The sequence below is a fragment of the Rhizobium sp. Rhizsp42 genome (genome assembly GCF_047304155.1).
GTDB lineage: Bacteria > Pseudomonadota > Alphaproteobacteria > Rhizobiales > Rhizobiaceae > Rhizobium.
Map to the genome: position 1 here is coordinate 14,520 of NZ_JBGLYS010000052.1, position 13,567 is coordinate 28,086.

The 13,567-nt window shown below is 63.1% G+C and carries 11 protein-coding genes; 9 read left to right on the top strand and 2 right to left on the bottom strand.

What is annotated here, in order from left to right:
- Positions 1–25: 25 nt before the first annotated feature.
- From ACCD05_RS29450 to ACCD05_RS29465, 4 genes are all read left to right on the top strand, one after another.
- Complete coding sequence (locus tag ACCD05_RS29450; RefSeq protein ID WP_413397067.1) at positions 26–1,234, top strand: acetyl-CoA C-acetyltransferase; 1,209 nt, start codon at positions 26–28, stop codon at positions 1,232–1,234.
- A gap of 28 nt (positions 1,235–1,262) precedes the next feature.
- Positions 1,263–1,454, top strand: a complete 192-nt coding sequence (locus ACCD05_RS29455) for a hypothetical protein (protein WP_047507282.1) — start codon at positions 1,263–1,265, stop codon at positions 1,452–1,454.
- Positions 1,455–1,488: 34 nt separating this feature from the next.
- Positions 1,489–3,705 (top strand): FAD-dependent oxidoreductase, encoded by a 2,217-nt coding sequence (locus ACCD05_RS29460; protein WP_413397069.1) that lies wholly within the window; start codon positions 1,489–1,491, stop codon positions 3,703–3,705.
- Between the two features lie 278 nt (positions 3,706–3,983).
- On the top strand, positions 3,984–4,193 hold the full coding sequence (locus ACCD05_RS29465; protein WP_018898356.1) for a cold-shock protein: 210 nt from the start codon (positions 3,984–3,986) through the stop codon (positions 4,191–4,193).
- Positions 4,194–4,277: 84 nt separating this feature from the next.
- Here ACCD05_RS29465 and ACCD05_RS29470 read toward each other — a convergent pair whose 3' ends face one another.
- Complete coding sequence (locus ACCD05_RS29470; protein ID WP_413397071.1) at positions 4,278–5,477, bottom strand: MFS transporter; 1,200 nt, start codon at positions 5,475–5,477, stop codon at positions 4,278–4,280.
- Between the two features lie 139 nt (positions 5,478–5,616).
- On the opposite strand from ACCD05_RS29470, the gene ACCD05_RS29475 reads away from it, so the two are divergent.
- Positions 5,617–6,213: a TetR/AcrR family transcriptional regulator C-terminal ligand-binding domain-containing protein gene (locus tag ACCD05_RS29475; protein WP_413397073.1), complete on the top strand. Its 597-nt coding sequence runs from the start codon at positions 5,617–5,619 to the stop codon at positions 6,211–6,213.
- Here the strand turns inward: ACCD05_RS29475 and ACCD05_RS29480 are convergent.
- Complete coding sequence (locus tag ACCD05_RS29480; protein ID WP_413397075.1) at positions 6,170–9,673, bottom strand: PAS-domain containing protein; 3,504 nt, start codon at positions 9,671–9,673, stop codon at positions 6,170–6,172. The genes ACCD05_RS29475 and ACCD05_RS29480 overlap by 44 nt on opposite strands.
- A 214-nt stretch (positions 9,674–9,887) precedes the next feature.
- On the opposite strand from ACCD05_RS29480, the gene mscL reads away from it, so the two are divergent.
- From mscL to galE, 4 genes are all read left to right on the top strand, one after another.
- Positions 9,888–10,325, top strand: a complete 438-nt coding sequence (mscL, locus tag ACCD05_RS29485; RefSeq protein ID WP_413397077.1) for a large conductance mechanosensitive channel protein MscL — start codon at positions 9,888–9,890, stop codon at positions 10,323–10,325.
- 122 nt (positions 10,326–10,447) lie between these two features.
- A complete protein-coding gene (locus tag ACCD05_RS29490) occupies positions 10,448–11,614 on the top strand; it encodes a pyridoxal phosphate-dependent aminotransferase (protein WP_112979828.1) in 1,167 nt (388 codons plus the stop codon).
- A gap of 15 nt (positions 11,615–11,629) precedes the next feature.
- The gene (locus ACCD05_RS29495) at positions 11,630–12,325 is read left to right on the top strand and encodes an HD domain-containing protein (protein ID WP_413397079.1); all 696 of its coding nucleotides are present in this window, start codon (positions 11,630–11,632) and stop codon (positions 12,323–12,325) included.
- Positions 12,326–12,459: 134 nt separating this feature from the next.
- Positions 12,460–13,494 (top strand): UDP-glucose 4-epimerase GalE, encoded by a 1,035-nt coding sequence (galE, locus tag ACCD05_RS29500; RefSeq protein WP_111561677.1) that lies wholly within the window; start codon positions 12,460–12,462, stop codon positions 13,492–13,494.
- Positions 13,495–13,567 lie beyond the last annotated feature (73 nt).

Sequence of the window (13,567 nt, forward strand, 5' to 3'; positions counted from 1 at the left end):
ACAGCCGCCAGGGAGACGAGACAGGATGACCGAAGTTTTCATTTACGATCACGTCCGCACGCCGCGCGGCCGCGGCAAGAAGGACGGCTCGCTGCACGAGGTGCCGTCGGTGCGCCTTGCGGCGAAAACGCTGGAAGCGCTGCGCGACCGCAACGGGCTGAACACAGAGATGGTCGATGACATCATCATGGGCTGCGTCGATCCCGTCATGGAAGCCGGCGCCGTCATCCCGCGTGGCGCGGCCTTCGAGGCGGGCTATTCCATCAAGGCGCCGGGCATGCAGATCTCCCGTTTCTGCGCGTCCGGCCTCGACGCCGTCAATTTCGCCGCCGCCAAGATCGCGCAAGGCGCCGATGACATCGTGATTGCCGGCGGCGTCGAGAGCATGTCGCGCGTTGGTCTCGGCATGTCGGGCGGCGCATGGTTCATGGACCCGTCGGTCAACTTCCCTGCTTATTTCATGCCGCAGGGCGTCTCGGCCGATCTGATCGCCACCAAATACGGCTTCAGCCGCGACGACGTCGACGCCTATGCCGTCGAGAGCCAGAAGCGCGCCGCCAATTCCTGGGAGAAGGGTTACTTCAAGAACTCCGTCATCCCGGTGAAGGACCAGAACGGTCTCGTGATACTCGACCGCGACGAGCACATGCGCCCCGGCACCGACATGCAGGCGCTGGCCTCGCTCAACCCGTCCTTCCAGATGCCCGGCGAGATGGGCGGCTTCGAGGCCGTCGGCATCCAGGCACATCCGGAGATCGAGCGGATCAACTATGTCCACCACGCCGGCAACTCGTCGGGCATCGTCGATGGCGCCGCCGCCGTGCTGCTCGGCTCCAAGGCGGGCGGCGAGAGCATGGGGCTGAAGCCGCGCGGCCGCATCAAGGCCTTCGCCAATATCGGCTCCGACCCGGCGCTGATGCTGACCGGCCCTGTCGACGTCACCGAGAAACTGCTGAAGCGCACCGGCATGACGCTCGCCGATATCGACCTCTTCGAACTCAACGAAGCCTTCGCCGCCGTCGTGCTGCGCTACATGCAGGCCTTCGACATCAGCCACGACAAGATCAACGTCAACGGCGGCGCAATCGCCATGGGCCATCCGCTCGGCGCCACCGGCGCGATGATCCTCGGCACTGTGCTGGACGAGCTGGAACGCCGCGATCTCAACACTGCGCTGGTGACACTCTGCATCGGCGCCGGCATGGGCACGGCGACTGTGATCGAACGCGTTTAACCGGGATCTGCGAGCGAGAACCATCCAGATGGGCCAGAACGAGACGAAACGCCACTTCGAGCTGCGAAACCTCGACAAGGACATGGAAAAGGCGGCGAAGGACGCCTCCTATGTCATTACGAAGGAGCAGGCCAAGCAGATGAAAGGGGCCGGTCGCGCCCTTCTGATCTGCCTTGTCGTGGTGGTTCTGGGATTTTGTCTGTTGCTGAGCACCATCTGACCGTTTGGGAAATTCAGGGAAGAGGAATCCCATCATGACCACCTACACCAATTTCACCGTCGAGACCGACGCCGATGGCATTGCCCTCGTCACCTGGGACATGCCCGGCAAGTCGATGAACGTCTTAACCTCCGAGGTGATGGACGAACTGAATGCGATCATCGACCAGACGGTGGCAGACAGCGCCGTCAAGGGCGTTGTCATCACCTCAGGTAAGTCGAGCTTCTCCGGCGGTGCTGATCTATCGATGATCAAGGCGATGTTCACCTTCTACAACGAGGAGAAAGTCAAGGACCCATCGACCGCCGCGCAAAAGCTCTTCGATCTCGTCGGCCGCATGACCGGCCTGTTCCGCAAGCTGGAAACGTCAGGCAAGCCCTGGGTCTCCGCCATCAACGGCACCTGCATGGGTGGCGCGCTGGAGATGTCGCTCGCCTGCCATGGCCGCGTGGCCTCCAATGCCAAGTCGGTCAAGATCGCGCTTCCCGAGGTCAAGGTCGGCATCTTCCCGGGCGCCGGCGGCACGCAGCGCGTCGCGCGCCTTGCTGATGCACAATCCGCTCTGCAGATGATGACGACGGGCCAGTCGCTGACGGCTTCGCGCGCCAAGGCGATGAACCTGATCCATCAGGTGGTCGAGCCGGATCAGCTGATCCCCGCCGCCAAGCAGATGATCAAGGACGGCCTGAAGCCGATCGCCCCCTGGGACGAAAAGGGCTTCAAGGCCCCCGGCGGCGGCATCTGGACCCCGGCGGCAGCCCAGCTCTGGCCGGCCGCACCCGCGATCCTGCGCCGCGAAACCGCGGGCAACTATCCCGGCGCGCTCGCCATCCTGAAATCCGTCTACGAGGGCTTGCAGGTGCCCTTCGATACGGCGCTCAAGATCGAGCAGCGCTATTTCACTGAAGTGCTGCAGACCACCGAAGCATTCTCGATGATCCGTTCCCTCTTCATCTCCATGCAGGAGCTCGGCAAAGGGGCCCGCCGCCCCGCCGGCATCGCAAAGACGGAGCTGAAGAAGGTGGGTGTCGTCGGCGCCGGTTTCATGGGGGCGTCGATCGCCTACGTGACCGCCGCCGCCGGCATTCCCGTCACCCTCATCGACCGCGACATGGAAGCGGCGAACAAGGGCAAGTCCGTCTCCGAAGGCCTGGTGAAGGACTCGGTCGGTAAGGGCCGCCTGACGCAGGATGAGGGCGCGGCACTTCTCGCGCGCATCACGCCGTCTGCCGATTATGCCGACCTCGCGGACGTCAATCTCGTTATCGAGGCGGTGTTCGAGGACCGCGACGTCAAGAAGGCCGTGATCGAGGCTGTCGAGGCCGTGCTGCCCGAAGGCGCGATCTTCGCCTCCAACACCTCGACCCTGCCGATCTCCGGCCTCGCGAAGAATTCGAAGCGGCCGGTCGATTTCATCGGCGTGCACTTCTTCTCGCCGGTCGAAAAGATGATGCTGACAGAAGTCATCCTCGGCAAGGAGACAGGCGACAAGGCGCTGGCCGTCGCGCTCGATTACGTCGCCGCCATCAGGAAGACGCCGATCGTGGTCAACGATACGCGTGGCTTCTTCGTCAACCGCTGCGTCTTCCGCTACATCCACGAAGCCTATGACATGCTGATTGAAGGCGTGCCGCCGGCGATGATCGAAAACGCCGCCAAGATGGCCGGCATGCCTGTCGGCCCGCTGTCGCTCAACGACGAGGTGGCCATCGATCTCAGCCAGAAGATCCTGAAGGCGACCGTTGCCGATCTCGGCGAAGCAGCCGTCGATCCGAGGCACCTGGCGCTGATCAACAGGATGGTCGACGAACTCGATCGCCGTGGCCGCAAGAACGGCAAGGGCTTCTACGACTATCCGGCCAAGCCCGCCAAGAAATCGCTGTGGCCGGAGTTGAAGACCTTCTATCCGCAGAAGAAGGCCGACGAGATCGATGTCGAGGTGATGAAACAGCGCTTCCTCGTCACCATCGCGCTCGAGGCCGCGCGCACGATCGAAGAAGGCATCGTTACCGATCCACGCGAGGCCGATGTCGGCTCCATCCTCGGCTTCGGCTTCGCGCCCTATACCGGCGGCGTGCTCTCCTACATCGACGGCATGGGGCCGAAGAATTTCGTGGCGCTCTGCGAGAGGTTAGCCGCCTCTTACGGATCCCACTTCGCCCCGACCGCGCTGCTTAAGGATATGGCGGCCAAGGGTGAGACCTTTTACGGCCGATTCGACCCTTACGCCGGCGCGAAGGCCGCGGCCTGACCGGCCTTTCCATGCGCATGATCGGGCTGGCTTTTAAGCCCGCCCGGTCGCCCCCAGAATTCATCGATGAATTCATCGGTCGGGGCATCTTCGGTCGCTAAAGTTGCCTTGCCAGAGACACAATTACCACGTAAAAGCCTCGCATCGATCTTGCTAGATGAACTTTGTTACGGCCGCTCGTGCTGTTGCTCGCGAACTTCCTCCAAAATCGGTTTCCATCGCATGCTGGCTTTGTTCGGTGTGCACCATCTATGTACGATTTATAAAAGGATATCGTCATGAGCACAGGTACTGTTAAGTGGTTCAACGCAACCAAGGGCTACGGCTTCATTCAGCCGGACGACGGTTCTGCCGACGTTTTCGTTCACATCTCTGCTGTTGAGCGCGCCGGCATGCGCGAACTCAAGGACGGCCAGAAGCTGTCTTACGAGCTCGTTGCCGACAAGCGTTCGGGCAAGATGTCCGCAGACCGTCTGCAGGCTGCTTAAGTTTTCGAATACATCGTCTCCGGTTCGCCGGGACGAACGAAAGGCCGGGTTCGCCCGGCCTTTTTTATTGCCCGCTTTTCGGGTTCAGGCGGCGATCCGCTCCGCTTTGGCGCGATCCGCCCGCAGGCAGAGAAAGCCGATCCAGGTGACCAGGATGATCGCCGTCGCGTAGATATCCGTCGTCAGCTGGTAGCCGAGCGATTTCGCCAGGAAACCGGCGAGAATGGCCGGCAGGCTGAAGGCGAGGTAGCTTTGGATGTAGAAGGCCGACAGCAGTTCGGCGCGCTCGTCCGGCTTGGCAAGCGGCATGATCGTCCCCATCGCGCCCAGGAAATTCGTGCCGAAGCCGACGCCCGTCAGCAACGTTCCGAGAAGCAGCAGCGGCACGCTGGCAAGGTGCACGCCCGCCACGACAGTCAGCACGCCGAGCGTGGTCGCCATCGTGCCGAAGGCGAGATTGCCGTTGGCCGATCTGGCGCGCCTCAGATAGACGGCGACCGCCCCCGATACCATCAGCGCCGTTACCACCGAGCCGCCCGTCAGCGGCGCGTGGCTGCCTGTGGTGCTCACGACCAGCGACGGCACGAGCGAGAGATAGAAACCGCCGAGCGTCCAGTTGGCGATGTTGATCGGCGTGACCAGCGCCAGCGGCCGCCGCACTTGTGGCGGGATGGCGACGCGCGGCTTCAGCGAAGCCCAGACACCCGGCCGGGTGGATGCGGTCTCGCCGGTTGCCCAGATCGCACCGGCCTGGATGACGAAGGCGACGAGCAGGATCGCGTAGACGAGATGCAGAGGAAACGGCCCATACTGGATCAGCGTGCTGGTTCCGAAAGCGCCGATCGCCATGCCGGATAGCGGTGCGATCGAATTCACCAGCTGTCCTTTGGCCTTATCGACATCGACGAGCGCAGCGCCGATTGAAGCACCGGCGATCCCGGTCGCCAGCCCCTGCATGATCCGCGCCGCGATCAGCCACGCCGGCCCGCTGGCGGCGGCAAACAGCGCCATGGCGATGATCTCGAGCACCAGCGCCGAAAAGATCACCGGCTTGCGGCCGAGATGATCGGAGATCGAGCCGGCGATCAATAGGGCAAGCAGCAGCGCGAAGGCATAGACCGCGAAGATGACGGTGATCAGCACGGGAGAGACGGCGAAGTTTTCCTGATAAATCCGGTAAAGCGGCGTCGGCGCGGCCGAGGCGCCGAAGAAGGTGGCAAGCGTCACCGCGTGAAAACGGATGGGGTTTGACTTCGTCTCTATGGATTTGCCGGGCGCGGGCATATATAAGCTCCTTAAAGCTAAGTCGTTGCGTTAGTCCGATGTAGGGCAGGCGCACGCTAAAAGCAAATAATTTGCGTTAATGGATCGCTCAAAGTTTTTGAACCATGGCGCGCTCGGGAGGCCGAAGGTCGGATAACCAATGCCAGCAAAAGAAAATCTCCGTCCCGGCGGGCGCAGCGCCCGCGTTCAGGCCTCCGTCCACAATGCCGTCCGGGCGCTGTTCAAGACAATGGACCGCGCCGACGTCACCATCCCGCTGATCGCGGCCGAGGCAGGCGTGACGCCATCCACTATCTACCGCCGCTGGGGCGAACTGCAGGAACTGCTCGCCGATGTCGCCGTCGAACGCCTTCGCCCCGACATGCTGCCGATCGACACCGGCAGCGCCCGAGGCGATCTGGAGGTGTGGACGGAGCAATATTGCGAGGAGATGTCCTCGGGCATAGGCCGCGACATGATGCGCGACGTGCTGGCGGCGCAGGACAACGCCAACGCCTGCAAGTGCGATGCGTTCACCCGCGAGCAGATCGCGTTGATTGCTGAGCGCGCGCATGCCCGTGGCGAGGCATTTCCCGATATCGATGCGGTCATGGACGGCGTCGTCGCCCCCATCATCTACCGCATCCTCTTTGGCGACCAGCCCTCGATCGAGCGCGTGCGCAACCTAGTGACGGATGTTCTGGCAAGCGCACCTACTCGGCCGCGGCAGCCCGCTTCTGCGCCGATATCTGGGTGATGTAGGCACGCAGCGCGGCGGGGCGCACCGGCTTGTGCTGGATGCCGATCCCGTGCCGCTCGGCGTCGGCGCGCACCTCCAGCGTCCGGTCCGCGGTGATGCAGAGACCTGGAACATAGGTGGCGAAGCGCTCGCGCACGGAGAGGATCGCGGCCACCCCGGTCCCGTCTCCGAGATGATAGTCGGCGATGACGAGATCGGGCGCGCCCTCCCGCGCATCGAGCGCGGCGACACCCAAAAGCGAATCCGCCGATTGCACGGCGCAGCCCCAGCCGCTCAGCAGCAGCTGCATTCCCTCAAGGATATGCGGCTCGTTGTCGATGCAGAGCACCTTCAGCCCCTTCAGGTTCTGCGCCGAGCGCTCGGCGGGCGCGGTCGCGATCGGCGCTTCGGCGACCGGCGAGATATCGCGCGGCATGACGATGCGGAAATCGGTGCCCTTGCCATGCGTCGAATGCAGCTCCACCGGGTGGCTGAGCACGCGCGCGATGCGATCGACGATCGATAGCCCGAGCCCGAGGCCCGATGCGGTCTTGGCGCCTTCGTCCAGTCGCGCGAACTCCTTGAACACGGTGCGGAACTTCGATGGCGGGATGCCGATGCCCGAATCCATCACTTGGATGACGACCTGATTGCCGCGCCGGCGCGCACCCACCAGAACCTTGCCGGTCAGGGTATATTTGATCGCGTTCGACACCAGGTTCTGCACCAGCCGGCGCAGCAGATTGGGGTCGGACCGCACGCGCAGAGACGTCGGCATCACCACCAGCTTCAGCCTCTTCTCGCGCGCGATCGGCGCGAAGTCGGTCTGGATGCGCTCCAATAGGTCAGCAAGCGGAACCGAGGCGAGGCGAGGGCGCATGGCCCCGGTGTCGAGCCTGGAAATGTCGAGCACGGCGCCCAGAATGCTCTCCACCGATTCCAGCGCCGAATCGATGTTGCGCACGATGGCGCTGCTCTCCGATTGCCCCATCCGCTCGACCAGCGCCGAGGAATAGAGCCGGGCGGCATTGAGCGGCTGCAGGATGTCGTGCCCGGCGGCGGCGAAGAAGCGCGTCTTCCCAAGATTTGCCTCGTCGGCCGAGGCGCGCGCTTCGCCGAGTTCGTGGTTGACGCGGGTAAGCTCCGCCGTGCGCTCCGCCACGCGCTGCTCCAGCGTCTCGTTGGCCTGCTTCAGCGCCTGGTCGGCGGCGACGCGCTGGGTGATATCGGTAAAGGTCGCGACGATGCCCTTGTCGGGCATGGCGTTGGAGCGCACTTCGATGATGCGTTCCCCGCGCCCGAGCACCAGCGCGAAAGGCTTGTCGAGCGTCAGGAAATGCCGGACCGTCTGGCTGACTTCGGAGACCGGAATATCGCCGCGCTGGCTGAGGATGGCGACGATATCGGCAAGCGGAAACCCGACCTGTCCCGATGTTTCGGGCAGATCCAAAAGCTGCCGGAAGCGCCGGTTCCAGATCGTCAGATGGTTCGAGCTGTCGAACACCGCAATGCCCTGGTCCATCTGCGACAGCGCCGTCTGCAGCATGTCCTGGTTATATTGCAGCGCCTCGCTCGCCTGGTCGAGCAGCCATGCGGTGTCGGCCGAGGCATCCTCCACCTTCTGCAGGATGAGCGACAGCACCAGCCGCGCCGAAGACGAGCCGATGGCGCTGCCGAGCAGCTGCTCGGTGAAATGGATGAGCGCCATGTCGGCCGGCTGGTCGTCCTCCAGCTTGCGGCCGGAGTTCTGCTGGTAGGTCTGGAACGACCGCTCCATCCGCTCTTCGCCGAGATAGCGCGAGATCGTCGCCTTCAGATCGCCGACGCTGATCCGCGTTTTCCAGCCGCGCGTGGCAAATTGCGAGCGCGACTGCCGCTTGACGAAGATGCCCGCCTGGATGCGCTCGAGCGGCCGGGCATTGCGCGTCATCGAGCCGATCACGAAGAAGCCGGTATTGACCAGCAGGCTCATGACCGTGGCGTTGACCAGCGGATCGGCATTGTGGGTAAAGACGGTGACCCCTGGAAAGACGAAACCAAGCACGGCGCTCGCCACCGCTGAATAATCTGGCCCGCCAAGCGAGGGCAGGAACAGCAGATAGATCCAGATCACGAAGCCGGAGGAGAGACCGAGGATCGCGCCGCGCGCATTCGCCCGCCGCCAGATCAGCCCGCCCAAGAGTGACGGCGCCATCTGCGCGATGGCGGCAAACGATAGCAGGCCGATCGAGGCCAGGCCCGTGGTGCTATCAGTCGAGCGGTAATAGGCATAGCCGAGCAGCAGCACGGCGAAGATGGCGCTGCGGCGGATGTTGAGCAGCGTCTTGGCGAAATCGTCGCGCTGGCCGCCGCGCCCGGCAAGCCGTCGGCGCAGGAAGATCGGCATGACGATATCGTTGGAGACCATGATCGACAGCGCCACCGAGGCGACGATCACCATCGCCGTCGCCGCCGAAAAGCCGCCGATGAAGGTGATCAGCGACATCACGGGCATCTGCCCGACGATCGGCAGCGACAGCATGTAGAGATCGGCATTGCCGCTGCCGCCGAAGGTGAGCAGGCCTGCAATTGCCATCGGCAGCACGAAGAGATTGATGGCGATGAGGTAAAGCGGGAACAGGAAGCCCGCCAGCCGCAGCTCCTTCGCCGTCCGGTTCTCGACCACGGTCACATGAAACTGCCGCGGCAGCATGACGATCGCAAAGGCCGAAAGAACGGTCAGCGTCAGCCAGCGGCTGATCGGAGTCTGGTAGTGCAGCGCCGACAGCACCAGCTCGTTCTCCGCCGCCTTCCGCCAGAGATCTGCCGGCCCGTCGAACAGGAACCAGACGACGCAGACCCCGGCCGTCAGAAACGCGAACAGCTTCACCACCGATTCCATCGCGACCGCCAGGATCAACCCGTCCTGATGTTCCGTCGCATCGGTGTGGCGGGTGCCGAACATGATGGCGAAGCAGGCGAGCACCAGCGTGACGAGCAGCGGCAGGTCTAGGAAATAGAGATTGCCGCTCCCGATGCCGTAATCCGATGGATTAAGCATCGCCGTCACGGTGCTCGACACCGATTTCAGCTGCAGCGCGATGTAGGGGATGGCGCCGACCAGCGAGATCAGCGCCACGATCGTCCCCACCGCCGAGTTCTTGCCATAGCGCGCCGAGATGAAGTCGGCGACCGAGGTGAGCTTCTCCGTCTTGGCGAGATCGATGATCCGCCGCAGCACCGGCATCCCCAGCGTGAAGACAAGGATCGGCCCGATATAGATGCCGGTGAATTCCAGCCCGCGCTGCGAGGCAAGGCCGACGCCGCCGAAATAGGTCCAGGACGTGCAGTAGATCGCGAGGCTGAGCGCATAGACGACGGGCCGCCCGCTGTCCGGCGCGCCGAAGCGTCTGCGCTGCCGGTCGCCATGGCTTGCCACGGCAAACAGCAGTAACAGATAGCCGAACGCCGATGCGAGTATGACCCAGCCTGGCAGCATTTCTCCTCCGCCGGCGTCCCATGCGCCGGTCCTCCCGGAGCTCGAAGCCTACGGCAAATCGGGGCCTTTGAAAATTCCCGCCGTCTAGGTCTTAAGTCAAAGACGGGTGGAGCATTTGAATAATTCGTAATTTGTAATTGAATAATCGCAACGAAGATGTAGCTAATAAAAACAACAGCCTGCAATCAAACTGCATCAGAGGGAGACAGATCGCATGCTCAATGAGTTCAAAGCGTTTATTGCCCGCGGCAACGTCATGGACCTTGCCGTCGGTGTCATCATCGGTGGTGCGTTCGGCGGCATCGTCAAATCCTTGGTCGATGACGTCATCATGCCGATCGTCGGCGCCATCTTTGGCGGCTTCGATTTTTCCAATTACTTCATCGGCCTCTCGTCCAACGTCAATGCGCCGACGCTGGCCGCTGCCCGCGCACAGGGCGCCGTTCTCGCTTACGGCAGCTTCATCACCGTTCTGATCAACTTCCTGATTCTTGCCTGGATCATCTTCCTGATGGTCAAGGGCGTGAACACGCTGCAGAAGCAGGTCGAGCGGCAGAAGAAGGTTGCTCCGGAAGAAGCACCGCCGCCGCCGGCCGACGTTGCTCTTCTCACCGAAATCCGCGACCTGCTGGCCAAGCGCTCGACGGTCTGATGGCTTAAGAGCCTTGCCGGATGAGGCAGGGCTCACCCATCACGGAAATCGATCGGCCATCACCTAATATCATGGGATTCGCCCGCGCATTTGTTTTATGTAGGCGAAAACCGGAGTGATGCATGTCGATCGTCAATAGCCTCAGCCCGCGCGCCATCCAGGCGCCTGAAAGCGGGATCGTCGAAGTCGTCAATTATGCCCGTGGCCGCGATGGCCTCTTGCCGCTTTGGGTCGGCGAAGGCGATCTTCCCACCCCCGATTTCGTCAATCAGGCGGCCATGACGGCGCTGTCGGCCGGCGAGACCTTCTACACCTACCAGCGCGGCATTCCCGAACTGCGCCAGGCGCTCTCCGATTATTACGCCCGCCACTTCGGCATAAACCTTCCCGTCGAGCATTTCTTCGTCACCGGCTCCGGCATGCAGGCGATCCAGATCGCGGTACAGGCGATGACCTCGCCCGGCGACGAACTGGTCTACCTGACGCCCGCCTGGCCGAATATCGCCGCCGCGCTTGAGATCGCCGGCGCCCGCTCCGTCGGCGTGCAGCTCGATTTCGAAGGTGGCAAATGGGCCGTCGACCTCGACCGTATTGCTGCCGCGATCACGCCGAAGACGAAAGCGCTCTTCATCAACACGCCCTCCAACCCGACCGGCTGGACCGCGACGCGCGAGGATCTGGCCGCCATCCTCGGCCTTGCCCGCAAGCATGGTCTCTGGATCATGGCGGACGAAATCTACGCCCGCTACTACTTCCCCGGCGACCGTGCGGCGTCTTTCCTCGATGTGATGGAAGCGGGCGACAAGGTGATGTTCGTCAATTCCTTCTCGAAGAACTGGTCGATGACCGGCTGGCGCGTCGGCTGGATCGTGGCGCCGCCGGAGACGGGGCAGGTGCTTGAGAACCTGATCCAGTATTCGACCTCGGGTGTCGCCCAGTTCATGCAGCGGGGCGCCGTCGCCGCCTTGAATGAAGGCGATGCCTTCGTCCAGGCGAATATCGACAAGGCAAGGCGCTCGCGCGACATCCTCTGCGACGCGCTGATTGCGACCAACCGGGTTGAGACGCTGAAGCCCGATGGGGCGCTATATGCCTTCCTGAAGATCGACGGTGTCACCGACAGCCGCAAGGCGGCGATCGATATCGTCGACAAAACCGGCGTCGGTCTTGCGCCCGGAACTGCCTTTGGTCCAGGCGGCGAGCTCTTCCTGCGTGCCTGCTTCCTGCGCGATCCCGCCCAGATCCAGACCGCGGCCGACAGGCTCTGCGACTATATCCTGAAGCTCTGAACCGGGAGCAACCGCATGTCAGAAAAGATCACCGCCGACCACCTGGAAGGCTTTCTCGGCAATCGCCGTCTGATGGAGCAATTGGCCTTTATTCTCGAGGTCGAGAAGCTGAAGACGATCCTGCGCCGCACGTCGCTGCTCGATCGCTCGCGCGTCGAAACCGACGCCGAGCACACCTGGCAGATCGCGCTGATGGCGGCGGTGCTTGCCGAACATTCAAGCGAGCCGATCGATCTGCTGCGCGTCTTGAAGATGCTCTTGATCCACGACATCGTCGAAATCGATGCCGGCGATACCTTCGCCTATGATGCGGTTGCCCGCACCAGCCAGGCCGAGCGCGAGCTGCGCGCCGCAGACCGAATCTTCGCCCTGCTTCCCGCCGATCAGGCCGTCGAGTTCCGCGCGCTTTGGGATGAGTTCGAGGAAAAGCGCACCAGCGATGCGCGCTTCGCCAACGCCATGGACCGCTTCCAGCCTCTGCTCCATAATTTCTTCACCGGCGGCGGCACCTGGCATACGGCCGGCGTCACCGAGCCGGACGTCGTCAGGCGCATGGAGCCGATCGCCATCGCTTCGGGCACGCTCGGAGACCTCACCGAACGGCTGATCGCGCTTGCCGTCGAGCAGGGCTTCCTGGCTCCCCGGGCCGCAGCCGAAACGGGTGCCTGCTCCCCCGATGGGGCCGAAATGGCCACATCGATAAAATTCTAGCAAACCCGCAAATCAGCCCCTAACCACACCGGCAAACTTCGCCCCGGCGTACGTCCCGCCGGGGCCGTTTATTCGAATTTCGGAAAGGAAAGCCGGGTCAGATGCCCCCGTGAGATGAAACGGGAGTGCGGGACATGGCAATTCTGGTGACGGGTGGCGCCGGCTATATCGGCAGTCATATGGTCTGGACATTGCTGGATGCGGGCGAGCAGGTGGTCGTGCTCGATCGCCTCTCCACGGGCTTCCGCTGGGCCGTGGCGCCGGAAGCGCGCTTCTATCTCGGCGATGTCGCCGATACCGAGTTGCTCAAGACCATCTTCATCGAAAACGACATCGAGGCGATCATCCATTTCGCCGGCTCCGCCGTCGTCCCGGCCTCGGTAGCCGACCCGCTGTCCTATTACGACAACAACTCCGGCAAGACCCGCGCGCTGATGAGCGCGGCGGTCAGCGCCGGCATCCGTCACTTCGTCTTCTCCTCTACCGCCGCCGTCTATGGTCCGCAGAAGACGTCTGATCCGGTCAAGGAAGATGCATCGTTGAACCCGGAAAATCCCTACGGCCAGTCGAAGCTGATGACCGAGTTCATGTTGCGCGATGCGGCCGCCGCTTATGACTTCAACTATGTGGCCCTGCGCTATTTCAACGTCGCCGGCGCCGACCCGCTCGGTCGCGCCGGGCAGTCGACCTCCGGCGCGACACATCTGATCAAGGTCGCCTGCGAGGCGGCCCTTGGCCGCCGTGACAGCGTCAGCGTCTACGGCCTCGATTATCCGACGCATGACGGCACCGGCGTTCGCGACTACATCCACGTGAGCGATCTGGCCGAGGCGCACCTCAGAGCCCTGCAGCACCTGCGCAGCGAGCGCGGCTCGCTGGTTGCCAATTGCGGCTACGGCGCCGGTTATTCGGTGCTCGACGTGCTGAACATGGTCACGCGCCTGCACGGTCACGCCTTCAAGATCCACATGGCCCCGCGCCGCCCGGGCGATTCCGCCAGTGTCGTGGCCGACGCCACGCTGGCGAACCGCGTGCTCGGCTGGACCCCCCGATACGATTCACTCGAGACCATCGTCCGCAGCGCGCTTGATTGGGAATTGTCTCTCATGAACCGCAACGTCGAGGATCTGCAGGGGCTGCACCGCGTGCTCGCCGCCGCCTCCTTCTAGAGCCTTTCCTGGTTAGCTTGAAGCATTCTGCCGGAGCAGGTTTTCGTCAGGGCAAAGGCGATTGGCGAAGGGC